The following is a 17,295-nucleotide window of genomic DNA, read 5'->3' on the forward strand; positions in this document are numbered from 1 at the left end:
TAGGGAATAGATCAAGCTTTTTAATGATTATAATCCGCGTTCTTCCATGAAGAGCGCGGATTATTTAGTATGAACTATTGTCGTTTTTTTTATACATTTTAAATAGTTCATCTCCAGCAACAGGCGGACTGTATAAATAACCTTGATATTCATGACATTTTTTCTGTCGTAAAAGATTTAATTGCAGCGGGGTTTCAATACCCTCTGCTATAACATGAAAATTCAATTGTCCTGCAAGGTGTAGAATACTTTCGACAATAGCTGTTTCACGTGAAACACCGTTCATGCCCTGAATAAATGTTTTATCAATTTTGAGCGTATCAAGAGGAAAATCCTTTAAATATCCAAGTGACGAATAACCGGTACCGAAATCATCCAGAGAAAGCTTCACACCGAGATTTTTTAACTGGTGGAGAACAGGGACAGCTTCTGTAGCATACTGGATAATATTTTCCGTCAGTTCAAGCTCAAGCACAGACGGCTCGAGACCCGTTTCCTTCAGTGTTTCGGCCACCGTTGAAGAAAAATCGCTCTGCTGAAATTGAATAGTGGAGATATTCACGGACATTCGGGAAAGGGAAAAGCCTTCTTTCTTCCAGGCTCTGGCCTGGCGGCATGCTTCTGTCAATATAAAACGGCCAAGGGGAATGATCAGGCCGGTCTCTTCTGCTAAAGGAATAAATTCATCCGGTAGAGTTAATCCAAGCTCCGGATGCTCCCAACGGACTAAAGCTTCCACCCCTTTAATTTCGCCAGTGAGAGTATCAATCTGCGGCTGGTAAACTAAAATGAATTCATTACGCTCGATGCCTTTTCGCATCCCTGCTTCCAACAGAATTTTTCTTGAGACATTTTCATTCATATCTTCAGTGAAAAAACGATAATGGTGCGTGCCCTTGTTTTTAGATTTATACATCGCAGTGTCCGCATTTTTAATCAAAGCATCAGTGTTTTTTCCGTTTTCAGGAAAAAGACTGATGCCGATGGAGGCAGACACAAACATTTCAAAGCGGTCAATAATAATCGGGTCATTCAACACATCCAGAATACTTTCGGCCATATGAGCTGCCTGATAGCCTTCCACACGGGAAAGAACCACAACGAATTCATCACCACTCTGTCTGGCTAAAAGATCCTTTTTTTGAAGAAGGCTGTTAATACGGGCGGCCACTTCTTTAAGCAGCAGATCCCCGGTAGCATGGCCGAACCTATCATTTACGTTTTTAAAGCGGTCCAAATCGATAAACAAAACGGCAAGGGAGGGGCCCTTTTCAGCATCGGAGTCCAGACAGGCATCCAGATATTCCTGAAGCATTCGCCGGTTGGGCAGCCGGGTGAGTTCGTCACGGTAAATGAGTTCTTCAATCCGTTTTTGGTAGCAGACCCGCTCTGAAATATCCCGTATGATACCGGTCACGTAAGAATGCGTACCGCTTTGCTGTCCGGAAAGGGAAAGCTCTATAGGAAAAGAGGTGCCGTTTTCATGAAGGGCCTCCAATTCGTAAGTATTGCCGGAGGAGCCCCCGTCAGGTAAGGATTGGTAACGTTCAAACCGTTGCCAGTAGATCTGTTTATATTTTTCAGGCACGAGAGCGGTAAAGTAAGAGCCAAGAATGTCAGCTTCCTTGTAACCAAAGATCGTTCTGGCCGCCTGATTCCAGGCTACTATCCTTCCGGATTCGTCTAACGTAATAATGGCATCATTGGCCGAATGGATAATGGATTGATACAAATCATCCAGCAGGCCATAGCGGCTTTCGCTTGATTCTATCTTTCTGTCAAAAAAAGCAGCGATAAGAGCAATAGAAATAATCGCAGTAATACTGACACTGATAAAAATGGAAAGCATATGCGAATCAACGGTGCCAGCAGGCGTTACACTGCCCTCATCTGGTTGAAAAGAAGCTGCTGCCATACCTGTATAATGCATACCTGAAATGGCTGCTCCCATAATTGCTGCGCTGCTCATATAAGCGATTTGGCTGAGAGACCGGCTTGGGTTGCCCGGCACTGAAGAAAACAGGCGGAGAGCGGTAAAGGAAGCACCGACAGCAATGACAATAGACAGGAAAACAAGCCAGGGATTGTAGGAAACGGAGGCTGGCATCTGCATTGACTCGATGCCCACGTAATGCATAGAGATGATGCCCGTTCCGACGAGACAGGAGCCGGCGGCGTGATAAAGGAGCCGCGGCCGGGTGAATTGAATAATGGCAAATGCAGCCCAGCTTGAAAGTATGGCCAGCAGAATACTTAAAGTTAAAAAAAGCGGTTCATAAGAAACGGGCATGCCAATGTCATAGGCGAGCATGGCCACAAAATGCATCGACCAGATGCCGCCCCCGAGAGACACTGCTCCCCCGGCAGTCCATAAGTGCTTATTTGCATAGTTCGTATGTACAACGCGGCCGGCAATATGAAATGCAGCATACGAAGCAAATACGGCGATGAACACCGATAAAAAAATGAGAGAAATAGAATAGGTTCCGGACAATAAATTCATAAGCATTGCTCCTGCCTTATTCAGTCAAAAGTAGGTAAATAGTTTTACAGCTAACGATATACCCTTGCGCTATACAAATCAATCAAACTTATTTATGTAATTATTATATTTTTAACATGTATATTAAGACATATATGTGCAATCAAAATTTTAAAGAGTTATACCTTTTTTTAAATTTACCGGATGATCTCAGGATAAAAGGGGTATAGATTTTAGGGCGATCGGCATAGGTTAAACTAAAAATTAATAAAGGTGGTTTCGCAATGCAGGGAGAGGACCGTGAAGTAGTATTTATCTCAGACAAGATCCATGCAATTATTCTTTTTCTGGATGATATTATCATTCAGGAAAAATATCACATGAAGGATATTGAAAAGCTTCAGCCTGAAACGATGGAATCTCAAAAGCATAAATCAGCGATTATTTTAAACATTATGGAACGCTCGGCAGAATTACTTCGTGGACGGTATCCGGACTGCTGTGAGGCAGGGTCGCAGGTTACTTACACCGTGAAGGATCTGGAAAAAACGAGAGAAGATTTAAAAACAATTCACAATGAAACGTTTAAAGAGTACGGAATTATTAAATCCACGTACGAGCCGGGAGAAGAAAACGAGGATTCTTTTATTACGAAAACGGTCGTAGGCCTGGTGAACTATAATGTACATTTATTTGAAACGAAGTTTCTGGACTACATAGACCCCCACGCTCTCTAGGTGAAAAGAGGGAGTTTGCCGGGAAATGGTTTAAACAGAGTCAGAATTGTTTATTAGAATAGCAGTAAACATTAAAGGGAGGTTCTTATGAAACCATTCGTGAGAGAATACACTAATGACGAGGCTCTGCAGCAGGACGTTCAGCGTTTAGCTGAGAAGGGCATTGATAAAAGTAACGTGTACGTTATGACCCACGATAACGACCGCACCGGCCGTATCGCGGAGAATGCGAATGCCAACACTGTCGGCATGAAAGAAGAAGGAATAAAAAATGCAGTAGGAAATATGTTCAGCAAAAAAGGTGATGAACTCCGAAACAAACTGCAGGAAATTGGGTTATCCCAGGAAGAAGCTCATGAGTACGAGGATGAACTCGATGAAGGAAAGATCCTTCTCATTGTGACAGACACTGAAGGGGTCAACACGATTATTTAACAGTGAAAGAATAGAGCCGCTCTCCAGACGGAGGCGGCTTTACGTTTGTCGATTGACAAACTTTTACAACAAGGAATAGAATAACGTTAGACTTTCCTTAGGGAAACTTTTTTTAATAGAGTGAAAAGGAGATTATATTATGGAGTGGTTTGCGGAGCTGCATCCTACACTGCAGGCGCTGATTGGCTCTTTGTTTACCTGGGGTATGACTGCAGCAGGCGCTGCGGTTGTGTTTTTTACGAACAGAAATAATCAGAAGCTGATGGATAGTATGCTTGCATTTGCCGGCGGGGTCATGATTGCTGCGAGCTTTTGGTCGCTTCTTTCTCCCGGCATTGATATGGCGGAGGAGCAGGGCCAGATACCTTATATTCCAGCTGTTATTGGTTTTTTACTTGGGGGTGTTTTTCTGTTATTGCTCGACAGGGTGATCCCCATGATGGATGAAGACACATATTTTACGGAAATAAAAGACAAGTATGCCAAGCACCGGACCACAATGCTTGTTTTTTCGATTACTCTGCACAATATTCCGGAGGGACTAGCTGTAGGGGTAGCGTTCGGGGCGCTGGCTTCGGAATTCAGCAGCTCTACGCTCGCCGGAGCAGTAGCGCTTGCGCTTGGCATCGGCATTCAAAACTTTCCGGAGGGAACTGCAGTATCGATGCCGCTTCGCCGGGACGGAGTGTCGAAAAAGAAAAGCTTCTTTTACGGGCAGCTGTCCGGTTTTGTAGAGCCGGTGGCTGCAGTAATTGGTGCTGCTGCAGTTATCATCATCCAGCCGCTGCTTCCGTTTGCTCTCAGTTTTGCAGCAGGAGCGATGATATTCGTCGTTGCCAAGGAGGTCATCCCCGGTTCCCAGGAAAAGGGCAACGTACGGCTCGCTACCTTCAGCCTGATGATTGGCTTCAGCGTCATGATGATACTGGATGTAGCTTTAGGGTAAAAGGGGCGGCTGAAGCAGAGAAAGCTTTTTCTGCTTCAGCTTTTTTTGCTGAAATTAAGGATTTTTTTATCTGGAAGGCCGTTTTTAATGAATTAAGGATAAAATCCATGCTCCCTTTTGTGATAAAGTAGCATAGATGAACAAACGGACCAGGAAGCTGAATTTATTTATAGTTTCTGGAGAAAATGCTGAAAAGGAGCTTCGACATGCGGGCTGATAAACCGAAAAACGGGTCGGGTCCCATTTTTTATGGATGGGCGATTGTGGCTTTATCCGCGTTAAGTATGTTTTTTTCCGGACCGGGCCAAACGTATTCGATTTCTATTTTTATTGATTATTACATTCAGGATTTTTCGTATTCACGTTCCTTTGTCTCTGGTATTTATTCGGTTGGTACTCTGGCTGCCGGTATTACTCTTTTTTTCGTCGGCCGTGCAATTGATCGTCTGGGCCAGCGTCTGGTAATGGGGGCTGCAGGAGTTCTTTTGGCTCTCGCCTGTATTTGGAATGCCTTTTTAACAGGTGCTGTAATGATGTTTATCGGCTTTTTTGCTATTCGATTATTTGGCCAGGGATCGCTGACCCTGGTTCCTAATACGCTTGTGCCGCAATGGTTTGTGCAGAAGCGCGGCCGGGCCTTAAGTGTCATGGCGATTGGCGGTTTTGTCGGTGCCGCTGCCCTGCCCCCGTTGAACACATGGCTGATACAAATGGTCGGCTGGCGGGACACATGGTTAATTTGGGGTGGACTGTTACTTGTTGTTTTTGTGCCGCTGGCTTTCTTAGTGGTGCGGAACCAGCCGCAGGATATTGGCCAGGAGCCCGATGGCAGAGGACCAGCGTCTCATGGGGAGGTCCGGGGCCAGCGAACAGGCATGCAGGAAAAAAGCTGGACCCTTCAGGAAGCGCGCAGAACCAGAGCCTTCTGGCTTATTCTTTTTTGTGTCAGCGTGCCGGCAATTGTAAACACAGGTGTTACCTTCCACTTAGTATCTATCGTAGAAGGAAAGGGTCTTTCGATTTCGCTTGCGGCATTAATTCTTTCCTTGATGGCTTTTATCGGTTTCCCGGTAACATTTGCTGTAGGGTATTTGGTGGACCGCATTGCTGTGCATTATGTGCTTGCGATGACGTTTGGGGTACATATTGTTTCCCTTTTGGTGCTTTTAACTATAAATTCCTGGACAGGAGCTATCATTTTTGGAGTGCTGTGGGGAATAGCCCACGGCTTTGAACGTATTGTGTTAAGCATTGTGTGGCCCAATTATTTCGGCCCCAGGCATTTAGGGAGTATTAAAAGCATTGCCCAGACGGTAATGGTTATTGGCTCCGCTCTTGGTCCGCTGCCATTTGGTATTTTTTATGACTGGTTCAATAATTATACGGCAATCTTATGGCTTATGATGCTTTTGCCGGCGACAGCTTTGGTTTTTGCTCTTTTGTCTCCGAAGCCCTCGTATTAGCAGACGAAGCGGATAGTATTAATAATAAGCACGTCCCCAGGATTTTCTCTGGTCGGGGACGTGCTTATTTTTTAAGTTTATTCTCTATTATAAAGTTTCACCGTGCTGAAGCCGGCGGATGTACTCACGAAGATCTTCTTTTTGAACGCGCCAGTGTCTCCCAATTTTGAAGCCTGGGATCCGGCCTTCCTGCACAAGCTTATATGTAGTTACTTCGCTGATTTGTAAATATTCCGCGACCTGGGCCACAGTCATGATTTCTCTTTCCTGATCCATAAAAAAACCTGCCTTTAAATGAAAACTTCATTGTTATTCTATCCCTTTTCTGTTCCGGCGACAAATTTTGAGAAACAGTGTTAAATTTATCTGTATTATGTTCAATTATAAATGGTTATATTAAATAATAGTACAAATACATCGCTGAAGGATGATAAAATAATAGCAGTCTCCAGTAATTTTTGATACACATGCATCCTGGAATAATTGAGATGCATGTTTTTTCGTTTATTTGCATACCTTCTTAAATGATAAAAATTTAGTAATGGAATAGAAATCTAGATCGTCTTCAAGCCTACTTAGTATAACCGGAAAGGAAGATAACATGGCCCACGAGTACAGTGACAAAGCTTTTGAACAGGAGCAGGAGCGACTGCAGAAAACAAGAGAATACATTTATGAAGTTCTTGAATCCTCTGTAGAAAATCAGTCAGCCTATCAGCAAAATATTAAAGAAGCCCTTGTAGAGCTGGACCATCTGGACAGCAGTTTAAGCTATGTGAACACACTGGCAAATGCCCAGCTGCTGGAAATGTCGAATAAAGAGTATCGGGACCTTGTGCGAGTAAAGGATGAACCCTATTTCTCCCGGATTGATTTTAAAAGGGAGGCAACCGGACAGACGGAACAGCTGTATATTGGAAAAACATCTTTAACAAAAAACGACACCCAGGAACCGGTAATTGTTGACTGGCGCTCCCCGATTGCCAATCTTTATTATGAAGGCAGCCTCGGTCCGGCGTCGTATGAAGCAGAAGGGGAAAAGCATGACGGAGAATTATCTCTGAAACGGCAGTTTGAGGTGCAAAAGGGCGAACTGCAGCATATGCAGGACATTGATATAACAGCGAGAGACCAGATGCTGCAGGATGCTTTGTCGACAAATGCGGAAAAACGATTAAAAGACATTGTGACTACTATCCAGGCAGAACAGAACCGGATTATTCGCGCTGATATGGACAAACCGCTGATCGTCCAGGGAGTAGCCGGGAGTGGTAAAACGACAATAGCTATGCACCGGATTTCATATTTCATTTATACGTATGCAGATACCTTCGATCCCGAAGATATGATGATTTTGGCCCCTAATCAGCTGTTTCTTCATTATATTTCCGGAGTATTGCCGGAGCTTGGCGTCGAAGAGGTAAGGCAGACGACGTTTCAGGACTTCTTTATGGCAGCGATGGGGAAAACATACACTGTTCAGCCGCTGGACCGTCATTTGCTGCATTTCCTTGAAGAAAGCGGAACAGAGGCTTACGATTCCTCCTGGATTCCTGCATTTAAAGGATCTATGGCGTGTAAAAATATGCTTGACGGCTACGGGGCACATATAACAAGTGATTTGATTGAGGCTGAGGATTTAACAGTTGACCGTTTTACTCTGGTTGAGGCGTCTCATGTGAAGCAGCTCTACCATGATCAATATGCCTACATGCCTGCTTTTCAGCGTATTGATAAAATCAAAAAAGTAATCAACGCAGCAGCTAAAAAAGAAATTAAGCGGGTAATTGCAGAAGTCAAAGAAGTATATGAAGACCGAATGGAAAAAGTGCGGTCAAATGTTCGCGATCCGGAGAAACGCAGGGAAATGGTCGTTCAGTTGATGGATGAGCAGGAGGCGTACGCAGAAAAATTGGATCAGGAAGCCTCAGAGGCTATTAAAGCGTATGGGAAGCAGTTTTCCAAGCCGGACATCCATACGGTGTATAAAAATCTTATGCAGAACGCCGGAAAGCTGGAAACTTTCGGGGAATTTTCGAAAGATGAGGCGGGCCAGCTGGCTGCTTATCAGCAGCAGGTGCTCAAAGGAAAAAAAATAGAAGCCGAGGACGCCGCTCCGTTGTTGTACCTGCAGCATATGCTTGTGGGTGTGAAAACGAAGCATCAGGCGAAAAATGTAGTCATCGATGAGGCACAGGATTACAGCCTGTTCGAATTGTACACGCTGCGGGCCGTTACCAAAACCAAGCTTTTTACCATCCTGGGCGACCTTTCGCAGGGCATCCACAGCTATCGGAGCATTCAGCACTGGGAGGACGTACAGACACATGTTTTCCCGGAAGCGACGTATACGAAGCTGAATCAGAGCTACCGTACGACGCAGGAAATTATGGAAAGGGCCAGCCAGGTTCTTGAGCAAAGCACTAACCAGGATCTCCCCAAAGCCCGGCCGGTGGTACGCCACGGGGAGCTTCCGGAAGTTACTGCTTTTAAGCATAACAGGGAGGCAGCAGCACGTATTGAAGCAAGGGTGAACGGTCTGAGAACCGAGGGTGCTCCTTCCATCGCGATTATCGGAAAAACGATGAAGGAATGCCGGCAGCTGCACCGCATACTGGAAACGGAAACTACCCTGGACAGTTACGTGCTCGGGGAAAAAGAAGATTTTCAGGAAGAGCAGGTAGCCATTGTTCCTTCCTATTTAGCCAAGGGGCTGGAGTTTGATGCCGTGTTTGTTTACATGGAGCAGGAAACGTATCATCCAGACCGGGAGCTGGATGTGAAGCTGCTGTACGTTGTGATGACCCGAGCGCTGCATTACCTGGAATTTGTAGTGCATCAACGCCATTTAGGTTCTTTAGAAACATTTACGCAGCTTGCTCCATCTTAAATCGTCCGTATTTTGCGAAGGTTATACAAACTATTTTTCCGTGGGTCCAGAGTGATCCCCGGAATTTTTTGCGTTAAAACAGGATCAGGAAGTCTTTGCACATTAAACAAGGGTAAGAGATAATAAATACATATTAAGTAAACGTTTTCAATAGCATGAAAAATTTCCAGCTGAATATGGTGGTGAGGATATGATTTCAAAATTTATGGCTCCCGAAATTATTTTCGGAGATCATTCGATTCATCAGGTAGGTGAGAGCTTTCTGCGTCTGGGAGCGCAGCGTGTACTCGTAGTAAGTGATCCGGGCGTCAAAGAAGCCGGCTGGACGGTCCAGGCTATGGAAAGTATACAAGCTTCCGGCCTTGAGTATCACCTTTTTTCAAATATTAGTACGAACCCTGACACAGCTCAGGTAGTAGAAGGTGTGGAATCCTATCATAAAGCCCGGTGTGACGCTGTACTTGGCATTGGGGGAGGAAGTGCGCTGGATGTGGCTAAAGCGGTGGCTGTCATTGTGAGCAATGGCGGAAAAATCGAAGATTACGAAGGCGTAGACCACATCCATAGTCCACTTCCACCAGTCATTATGGTGCCGACAACGGCGGGGTCGGGATCCGAGGTCTCCCAATTTTCGATTATTGTTGATCCGGTGCGGAAAAAGAAGATGACGATCGTTTCTAAATCGCTCGTGCCCGATATTGCGATTGTCGATCCGTTTGTCTTGATGACCAAAGATCATTTGCTTACAGCAGCTACCGGACTTGATGCAATTACCCATGGCATAGAAGCGTATGTAAGTGCGGCAGCGACGCCGCTGACGGATGTGCATGCGGTAAATGCGATGAAGCTGGCGGCTGAATTTCTGCGGCCGTCGGTGGCATCACACACAAATGTGGAAGCCAAGCGTGCGATGGCGATGGCAAGCATGCAGGCGGGACTTGCGTTTTCCAATGCCATTTTAGGTGCAGTACATGCGATGTCCCACGCGATTGGCGGACGCTATGCTCTTCCGCACGGAGAGATTAACAGCATTTTGCTTCCGCATGTCATGGAATTTAATCTAATTGCTTCACCTCCCCGATTCGCTGCTATCGGTGATATTTTCGGTGCTTCTGCGGATGCCGGGGAAATGGTCCGTGCCAGATACGGCATTCAGGCCGTCCGGGCTCTTGCAGATGACATCGGTGCTCCCAAGACACTGCGCTCTGTCGGTCTGAGAGACCCTGACTTTGAAAGCATGGCCCGCATCGCCCTTGATGACGCATGCATGATCACCAACCCACGGGACGTAGCTTTGAAGGATATCGAAATGTTGTTCAAAAAGGCTTACGAATAAAGGAGCATCGGTATGTTCACAGAAAAAGAGATGGTGATTGAAAAATTAACCGGGGTCCGCGCCTCGAAAAAAAGCTATTATACAGACTTGAAAGCAACGATTGCGGAACTTGAAAAAAAGAATCGTAAGCTTGAAATTTTGAGCGAAGTAGCAAAGGGGTTTCAGGTTACAGGAACGATGGAAACGGCACTGCAGCATATTCTTGAAACCATTTACGAACTGTATCCGATCGACCGGGTAAGCTTATCGCTAATCGAGCATGGGGCCATGTCATTAAAAAGTGTCTATCCTCTCTATGCAGAGGACTCTGCAGTAGGTATGCACCTTCCGAAAAAAGAGTCGTTGTACTGGAAAGCAATCGAACAGAATATGATTGTTTTTCACGAATGGGAGCCTGCTGATGCGTATGCGTTTGTGGAGGAGCAGACGCTTTCGGCTTTGAATTTTTACTATGTGTGTGTCATACCGCTTCGGATTAAAGCATCGACCATCGGCGTTCTTACCTTTGCTGCGGCTGAACGGATCGAGTGTGACCAGTCTGATATCAGCTTCTTCCGACAGCTTTCGGACCATATCGCCGTTATGATGGAGAACGCGAGACTGTACCAGGAGGTGTATCAGGGCAAAAAGGAATGGGAGGAAACCTTTCAGGCTGTAGCGGACCTACTGATATTAACCGATAACGATCACCGGATCGTCCGCTGTAATCAGGCTTCCCACTCCTTTTTTGGCGAACCTCCCGAGGCGGTGGCCGGCCGCCGCTGTCATGACCTGCTTTTTCATGATACGAAAGAGTTCTGTCCAATTGAAGAGAGTTACCGCGGCGACTCGATGAAAAACTATCAGATGACATTAAAAAATGGCAGTGTTTGCGACATTCAGACATATCCGGTCCGGGACGGAGAGGGGATAATGAAAGGACTGCTTATTTATATTAAGGATGTCACGACGCGTATCAAAACCGAAGCCCAGCTTCAGCATTCCGGAAAGCTCGCGGCGATAGGGGAAATGGCAGCCGGAGTAGCTCATGAGTTAAATAGTCCGTTGACCGCGGTGATCGGCAACACCCAGATACTGCAGCGGAGTCTGCCAGAGGAAGGGCCTTCGAAGGAGCTTGCGGCGGCGATTGAAAGAGGGGGCCGCCGCTGCCGGACGATCGTGCAAAATCTGCTTTCTTTCTCCCGTCCGGAAAAAGAAGAAAGTACGGAGTGCGATATTAATGAAGCAGTTGAAGATGTACTGAGTCTGATTGGCTTTCAGATCGAAAAAGAGAATATCCTGATTGAAAAGCATTATACGCCCGCTCTGCCATTTGTCCAGGCAGGACCTCATCAGGTCGGTCAGGTGGTTATCAACCTGCTTCTGAACGCAAAAGATGCGTTAAAGGACAGCGCAGAGACGGATAAAAAGATCCAAATTAAAACCAGTGTTATTCATTCAAGCGTTGTGCTTGAGGTGGAAGACAATGGATGCGGAATCGCCCAGAGTCAGAAGCCGTCAGTGTTTGAACCTTTTTTCACCACGAAAAGAAAACAGAACGGGACCGGCCTGGGTCTGTCGGTAAGTAAGGATATTGCAGAGAAAAATGGGGGGCGGCTGACGTTTACAAGCGAAGAGGGAAAAGGAAGTACCTTTCAATTGAAGCTGCCAGTTCATGGAGGAGGCGATAAGTATGAAGATATTAGTCATTGATGATGACTATGATATAGGCACGTTTTTTCGTTATCTGCTTGTAGAACAGGGTCATCATATTGATCTTGCCCATGACGGGAAGGAATATGAACGTCTTCGCGGCCAGAACCATTTGTATGAACTGGCATTTATCGACTTAAAGCTGCCTGACACGAACGGATTGAAGCTGCTCGCAGACTTGAAGCAGGCGCAGCCCTCGTGCCGCTGTATTGTTATGACAGGATACAGCACAATTGATACAGCTGTGGAAGCAGTTAAGCTGGGGGCGGAGGACTATATTGAAAAGCCATTTGAAGATATCAGCATTATTGAAGAGAAAATAAAGCAGCCGGAGTCAGACCCGGAAGTGTCAGGACAAATTGAACAGGCAGCCGCAAGAAGCGGCTTGATAACCGGAGAAAGCGAAGCAATGAAAGAAGTGGTGCGGCTGGCTGTGCGCTTTGCGCCAAAGCCTCTAACAATCTTAATAGATGGAGAAACGGGCACAGGAAAAGAGGTAGCCGCCCGCTTTATTCATGAGCTTGCCGGGTCGGGGGAGCGCTTATTTCTCGGTGTGAACTGCGGAGCACTGCCGGAGCAGATGCTCGAAAGTGAGTTGTTCGGTCATGAAGCAGGAGCCTTTACCGGGGCAAATAAAACACGGAAGGGTTATTTTGAACTGGCCTCGGAAGGGACGCTCTTACTTGATGAAATTGGAGAAGCATCACTCTCCACGCAGGTGAAGCTGCTGCGGGTAATCGAAACGAGAGAGCTTTACCGGGTGGGTGGTGAACGCCCGATTAAAACAAAAGCCCGTATCATTGCTGCCACAAACCAGGACCTGCATCTTGCTGCAGAGGCAGGAGAATTTCGTGAAGACCTGCTGTACCGCCTCGAGGTCGTCCGGCTGACTATTCCGCCTCTGCGGGAACGAAAGGAAGATATCCCTGCGGTGGCCCAGTCGATTCTCCGCAAAGAAGCTCCGGCAAACACAGTGATCAGTCTGGAAGCTTTGGAGGCGTTACAGGCTCACCACTGGCCGGGCAATATCCGGGAGCTTACAAACGTACTGATCCGGGCGGCCGCAGAATCAGACGGAAGGATTGAACGCCGCCATTTAAACATGAGGCCCTCAAGCCGGAAAACTGCTGCCAGGAACCGGATTGTATCAGGGGACTGGCTCAGACAGAAAAAGCAGGAGCTCGAAGAGACTAACTATTTGTCGCTTGAAAGCACTGTTGAAGATATACGGAGTGAAGAAAAGAAAAGTATTCAGGATATTATTGACCACGCTTTAATGCTCACCCGTGGAAACCGCCGGGAGGCAGCAGAAATGCTCGGAGTGAATACCAGAAAGCTGCGCTACTGGCTGAATGAATAAATTCGGGAAGAAAAATCAGCAAAACCCGGCGGGAAGAGGAGCCCGTCCGGGTTTTACTTTGTGTAAGCGTTTCGTAACTTTACCGGTAATCTAGTCCTGAATTTTGAGTACAATCCTGCCGTTGATATCGCCTTTTTCCATTGAATCAAATACGTCGTTAATATCATCCAGTTCCTTCGTTTCAATAATCGGGCGGATCCTGCCGTTAGCCGCGAGCTCGAGACACTCCTGGAGGTCTTTGCGTGTACCGACAATGGAGCCTTTAACGTTCACGGCGTTTAAGACTGTGTCAAAAATAGGAATTGGAAGGTCCCCGACTGGAAGGCCTACAATGACTAAATTTCCTCCCCGTTTGACCGTCGAGTACGCCTGTTCAAACGCTTTTGGACTGACAGCTACGCTGATAGCGGCTTCTACTCCGTTTAATTTTTCCATCAGTATCCTGCCGGGATCCTCGTTCATACTATTAATGGTCATGTCTGCTCCCATTTCCTTTGCGAGCTCCAGCTTGTCGTCGCGTATGTCGACAGCTACAACGTTTAAGGCCATGGCTTTCGCGTATTGTACGGCAACGTGCCCGAGTCCGCCGATGCCAAAGATGGCTACCCAGTCACCCGGTTTGGCTTCAGAGACCTTGAGCGCTTTGTACGTTGTCACCCCAGCGCAGAAAAGTGGAGCCACTGTATCAAAGTCCAGGCTGTCCGGAATTTTTGTTACATAGTGGGCGGGAGCTTTACAGTATTCCGCGTAGGCTCCGTCTACGGAATAACCGGCATTCAGCTGCTGCTGGCAGAGTGTTTCTCTTCCCGAAAGACAGAATTCGCATTCACCGCAGGCAGAGTAAAGCCACGGAATGCCGACGCGGTCGCCGATTTTGATGGATTTGACGCCATCTGCAACCTTTTCCACTGTACCTACACCCTCGTGTCCCGGCACGAGAGGCAGCTTTGGTTTAACCGGCCAGTCGCCGTGAGCTGCATGCAAATCGGTATGACAGACACCGCATGAATGAATTTTGACAAGCACTTCTCCGTAATCAAGTTCAGGCACCGGAATATCTTTAATCTCCAGTTTTTGATGAAATTCATTAACTACTGCTGCTTTCATGAATGAACCCTCCTTATAATTTTGCAGGATGCACTCTATGTATATGCAAGGAACGTGCCAACATTGAAAGCGCAGTCAACAACTGGTACAAGCGGTCCAGGTTATAAATAATTAATGAAGTAAGCCGAAATTTCGGCTCAATGCGACAAAAAAAGGCTCCGAAAACAAAAAAACAGCTCTGCTGTTTAAGCAGAACTGTTTTTGGGGCGCTTGTTATTCAGCTTCAGGAAGACCGGCCATGACGAGCTGTGTTTCGCCGTCTTCATTTTCCTGGGTGTCGAGCGTAACGTCCTGCATTAAGTCTGTAACGCGGTTATCCACTGCTACTTTAATGCCGTTTGCTTCAAGCACCTGATCGCTCTCCTGTGGATCTTGAAGAACAAGACCGATTTGAGAGGATTCTTCCATTTCTTCGACTGCCACGCGAAGGTGGTCCATGTTGTTTTCTTCCATCAGCGGTTCTAGTACTGCTTTAGCACCGTTTGTAATTTCCAAGAGTGAGCCTCCTTAATTTTTAAACCTGTATAGAATATATCTATACCTTTTTTTCTATGCCTGCAAACTGCTGAATACATTCCCTGCTCTCCGTAAGTTTAAACTGCCGGAGCCGGGCGCTGGATAATTATCATTTGCAACTCTGCCAAGGGTAACAACAATATTGCTGTTATTCAACTAATTCATTCAGTAAGCCTGTCAGGTATTCATATTTCGAGCGCAGAAGGTGTCATATTTCCCGGGAAATGACCGGCTGTTTCCGGTCAGCCGCCAATGATTAACAGCCATACATAGAGGCCGACAAGAGTAATAAAAAGCGTTGGAATGGTCAGAATGATACCGACTTTGAAGTAATAAGCCCAGGAAATATGAAAGCCGAACTGACGCAGCACATGAAGCCACAGCAGGGTAGCGAGAGAGCCGATCGGAGTGATTTTCGGCCCCAGGTCGCTGCCGATCACATTGGCGTAAATAAGGCCTTCACGTACAGCTCCGGAAGTAGCTGTTTCTGAAATAGCCAAAGCATCAATCATCACTGTCGGCATGTTATTCATGACAGAAGATAAGAGAGCGGCGATGAAGCCCATCGAAAGTGTTCCGACAAATAAACCCTCATCAGCAGCTGCCTGTATCACAACTGCCAGCTGCTCGGTAAGCCCGGCGTTCTGAAGGCCGTAAACGACGACGTACATTCCCACTGAAAAGAAAACGATATCCCACGGCGCTCCCTTTAATACTTTGCCTGTTTCAACAGCCGGACTGCGGCGGGCCATCAGCAGGAAGAATAACGCCACGATACCGGCTATGACGGAGACGGGAACTGCTACGAATTCGCTGACGAAGTACCCGACAAGCAGCACCGCAAGCACCACCCATGAGAGCCGGAACATTTTTATGTCCTGGATCGCGTCCTTCGGATTTTTTACTTTTGTGACGTCATACTTTCCGGGAAGATCCTTCCGGAAAAAAAGGTAGAGGACAAGAAGGCTCGCCCCGATAGAGAAAAAGTTTGGAACAATCATCCGGGTCGCGTATTCAACAAAGCCGATACCGAAAAAGTCGGCAGAAACGATGTTTACGAGGTTGCTGATAATCAGGGGCAGGGAAGCTGTGTCAGCGATAAAACCACTGGCCATAATGAACGGAAGAATCATACGTTCCTTAAATTCAAGCGCTCTTACCATCGCGAGAACGATAGGCGTCAGTATAAGGGCAGCACCGTCATTGGCAAAAAGCGCAGCAACGACGGCTCCGAGCAGAATTATGTAAATAAACATCCGCAGGCCGCTTCCTCCGGCGATTTTTGCCATGTGTAGAGCAGCCCATTCAAAAAAACCAATTCTGTCGAGAATCAGACTGATAATGATAATAGCAACAAAGGCGAGCGTAGCATTCCATACGATGCCAATAACGGTTTCGACGTCTCCAAAGCTGACAACGCCTGCGATAAGAGCGATAATAGCGCCTCCGCAGGCAGACCAGCCAATATTTAAATTTTTCGGCTGCCAAATAACCAATACGAGCGTGATAAGAAAAATAATAACTGCGAGCAGGGTGTTCATAAATACCTCCAGGCCGGGCCGAAAACGATGCGGCATCCGTTTCTTTCTAAATTTAATCAGGCAATTGCTGAATTTATTATATAAGCATATGCTAATATAAATATATATAGAAGTCAAAGCACGATTCAATACTTTTAGAAAAAAGTGTGATTGCTAGGGTAAAAGAGCAGAAAAAATGTATAATGAGGCTAGAAGATGAAGGCAAAGGCGGTGAACCTTATGACAGAGGAACAGATGAATGTAACGGTGATATGTGGGAGTCTGCGGAAGGAATCCTATAACCGGAAGCTGCTGGATTTAATGAAAGCTGAGTTTCCGGAGCACTGGGAGGTCGAAGAAGCATTTTTGCATCACATCCCGCTTTACCATGCCGATGTGGAAGAAGCAGGAACCCCCGAATCTGTTGTAGAATTGAAACGAGCAATGATGCGTGCGGACGGGGTTATTATCGTAACCCCCGAATACAATAACGGGATGCCGGGCGTTGTAAAAAACGCCCTGGACTGGGCGTCCAGTCCGCCTGCGCACTCCGCTCTGACCCACCGTGCCTTTGCGCTTGCCGGAGCGACTCCTGGGGGCGGCGGCACGGCTTTATCCCAGTATCAGGTCCGGCAGACACTTACAGCTGCTGAGGCCTATGTAATGCCAGGGCCGAAAATGCTGGTGGCAGGAGTGAGAGGAAAAATGAACAAAGAGTTGGATACGCTTGAGGATGAAAAAATCACGCAGCACGCAAAAAAGTTCGTGCAGGCGTTTAATAGCTGGATGCACCGTTTTGACGGATGACGAA

General features: G+C 46.6%; 14 protein-coding genes. 9 read left to right on the forward strand and 5 right to left on the reverse strand.

What is annotated here, in order from left to right:
• Positions 1-64: 64 nt before the first annotated feature.
• Complete coding sequence (locus tag ACTRXH_RS10280) at positions 65-2,503, reverse strand: putative bifunctional diguanylate cyclase/phosphodiesterase (protein ID WP_474281988.1); 2,439 nt, start codon at positions 2,501-2,503, stop codon at positions 65-67.
• 263 nt (positions 2,504-2,766) lie between these two features.
• On the opposite strand from ACTRXH_RS10280, the gene ACTRXH_RS10285 reads away from it, so the two are divergent.
• The 4 genes from ACTRXH_RS10285 to ACTRXH_RS10300 all read left to right on the forward strand — a co-directional run bounded on the left by ACTRXH_RS10285 (position 2,767) and on the right by ACTRXH_RS10300 (position 6,063).
• Entirely contained in the window at positions 2,767-3,219 is a 453-nt protein-coding gene (locus ACTRXH_RS10285; RefSeq protein ID WP_474281990.1) for a hypothetical protein, read from the forward strand.
• An 87-nt stretch (positions 3,220-3,306) separates the two neighbouring features.
• The gene (locus tag ACTRXH_RS10290; protein WP_474261299.1) at positions 3,307-3,654 is read left to right on the forward strand and encodes a YflT domain-containing protein; all 348 of its coding nucleotides are present in this window, start codon (positions 3,307-3,309) and stop codon (positions 3,652-3,654) included.
• A gap of 139 nt (positions 3,655-3,793) precedes the next feature.
• Positions 3,794-4,600, forward strand: coding sequence for a ZIP family metal transporter (locus ACTRXH_RS10295; protein ID WP_474261300.1), 807 nt, complete (start codon positions 3,794-3,796; stop codon positions 4,598-4,600).
• A 206-nt stretch (positions 4,601-4,806) separates the two neighbouring features.
• Positions 4,807-6,063, forward strand: a complete 1,257-nt coding sequence (locus tag ACTRXH_RS10300; RefSeq protein WP_474281992.1) for an MFS transporter — start codon at positions 4,807-4,809, stop codon at positions 6,061-6,063.
• Positions 6,064-6,150: 87 nt separating this feature from the next.
• Here ACTRXH_RS10300 and ACTRXH_RS10305 read toward each other — a convergent pair whose 3' ends face one another.
• Positions 6,151-6,339 (reverse strand): helix-turn-helix domain-containing protein, encoded by a 189-nt coding sequence (locus ACTRXH_RS10305; RefSeq protein WP_474281994.1) that lies wholly within the window; start codon positions 6,337-6,339, stop codon positions 6,151-6,153.
• 325 nt (positions 6,340-6,664) lie between these two features.
• Between ACTRXH_RS10305 and helD the strand changes: the two genes are divergently transcribed.
• The 4 genes from helD to ACTRXH_RS10325 all read left to right on the forward strand — a co-directional run bounded on the left by helD (position 6,665) and on the right by ACTRXH_RS10325 (position 13,341).
• The gene (helD, locus tag ACTRXH_RS10310) at positions 6,665-8,953 is read left to right on the forward strand and encodes an RNA polymerase recycling motor HelD (protein WP_474281996.1); all 2,289 of its coding nucleotides are present in this window, start codon (positions 6,665-6,667) and stop codon (positions 8,951-8,953) included.
• A 190-nt stretch (positions 8,954-9,143) separates the two neighbouring features.
• Positions 9,144-10,289: an iron-containing alcohol dehydrogenase gene (locus ACTRXH_RS10315; RefSeq protein ID WP_474261302.1), complete on the forward strand. Its 1,146-nt coding sequence runs from the start codon at positions 9,144-9,146 to the stop codon at positions 10,287-10,289.
• A 12-nt stretch (positions 10,290-10,301) separates the two neighbouring features.
• Positions 10,302-11,981: an ATP-binding protein gene (locus tag ACTRXH_RS10320; RefSeq protein WP_474281998.1), complete on the forward strand. Its 1,680-nt coding sequence runs from the start codon at positions 10,302-10,304 to the stop codon at positions 11,979-11,981.
• Positions 11,962-13,341, forward strand: a complete 1,380-nt coding sequence (locus ACTRXH_RS10325; protein WP_474281999.1) for a sigma-54-dependent transcriptional regulator — start codon at positions 11,962-11,964, stop codon at positions 13,339-13,341. Before ACTRXH_RS10320 ends, ACTRXH_RS10325 begins: the two co-directional genes overlap by 20 nt.
• A gap of 90 nt (positions 13,342-13,431) precedes the next feature.
• On the opposite strand, the gene adhP is transcribed toward ACTRXH_RS10325, so the two are convergent.
• From adhP to ACTRXH_RS10340, 3 genes are all read right to left on the reverse strand, one after another.
• A complete protein-coding gene (gene adhP / locus ACTRXH_RS10330; protein ID WP_474261305.1) occupies positions 13,432-14,448 on the reverse strand; it encodes an alcohol dehydrogenase AdhP in 1,017 nt (338 codons plus the stop codon).
• A gap of 213 nt (positions 14,449-14,661) precedes the next feature.
• Positions 14,662-14,943, reverse strand: coding sequence for an adhesin (locus ACTRXH_RS10335; RefSeq protein ID WP_322525430.1), 282 nt, complete (start codon positions 14,941-14,943; stop codon positions 14,662-14,664).
• 263 nt (positions 14,944-15,206) lie between these two features.
• Positions 15,207-16,505, reverse strand: coding sequence for an arsenic transporter (locus ACTRXH_RS10340; protein ID WP_474278109.1), 1,299 nt, complete (start codon positions 16,503-16,505; stop codon positions 15,207-15,209).
• Positions 16,506-16,700: 195 nt separating this feature from the next.
• Between ACTRXH_RS10340 and ACTRXH_RS10345 the strand changes: the two genes are divergently transcribed.
• Positions 16,701-17,291, forward strand: coding sequence for an NADPH-dependent FMN reductase (locus tag ACTRXH_RS10345; protein ID WP_474277797.1), 591 nt, complete (start codon positions 16,701-16,703; stop codon positions 17,289-17,291).
• Positions 17,292-17,295 lie beyond the last annotated feature (4 nt).

It is taken from the genome of Marinococcus sp. LNHM5E3-2.1, from assembly GCF_056034365.1.

Bases quoted from the DNA above. Each gene is read 5' to 3' on its own strand.
- ACTRXH_RS10280 (WP_474281988.1), bottom strand. From the start codon at position 2,503: ATGAATTTATTGTCCGGAACCTATTCTATTTCTCTCATTTTTTTATCG.
- ACTRXH_RS10285 (WP_474281990.1), top strand. From the start codon at position 2,767: ATGCAGGGAGAGGACCGTGAAGTAGTATTTATCTCAGACAAGATCCAT.
- ACTRXH_RS10290 (WP_474261299.1), top strand. From the start codon at position 3,307: ATGAAACCATTCGTGAGAGAATACACTAATGACGAGGCTCTGCAGCAG.
- ACTRXH_RS10295 (WP_474261300.1), top strand. From the start codon at position 3,794: ATGGAGTGGTTTGCGGAGCTGCATCCTACACTGCAGGCGCTGATTGGC.
- ACTRXH_RS10300 (WP_474281992.1), top strand. From the start codon at position 4,807: ATGCGGGCTGATAAACCGAAAAACGGGTCGGGTCCCATTTTTTATGGA.
- ACTRXH_RS10305 (WP_474281994.1), bottom strand. From the start codon at position 6,339: ATGGATCAGGAAAGAGAAATCATGACTGTGGCCCAGGTCGCGGAATAT.
- helD (WP_474281996.1), top strand. From the start codon at position 6,665: ATGGCCCACGAGTACAGTGACAAAGCTTTTGAACAGGAGCAGGAGCGA.
- ACTRXH_RS10315 (WP_474261302.1), top strand. From the start codon at position 9,144: ATGATTTCAAAATTTATGGCTCCCGAAATTATTTTCGGAGATCATTCG.
- ACTRXH_RS10320 (WP_474281998.1), top strand. From the start codon at position 10,302: ATGTTCACAGAAAAAGAGATGGTGATTGAAAAATTAACCGGGGTCCGC.
- ACTRXH_RS10325 (WP_474281999.1), top strand. From the start codon at position 11,962: ATGAAGATATTAGTCATTGATGATGACTATGATATAGGCACGTTTTTT.
- adhP (WP_474261305.1), bottom strand. From the start codon at position 14,448: ATGAAAGCAGCAGTAGTTAATGAATTTCATCAAAAACTGGAGATTAAA.
- ACTRXH_RS10340 (WP_474278109.1), bottom strand. From the start codon at position 16,505: ATGAACACCCTGCTCGCAGTTATTATTTTTCTTATCACGCTCGTATTG.
- ACTRXH_RS10345 (WP_474277797.1), top strand. From the start codon at position 16,701: ATGAAGGCAAAGGCGGTGAACCTTATGACAGAGGAACAGATGAATGTA.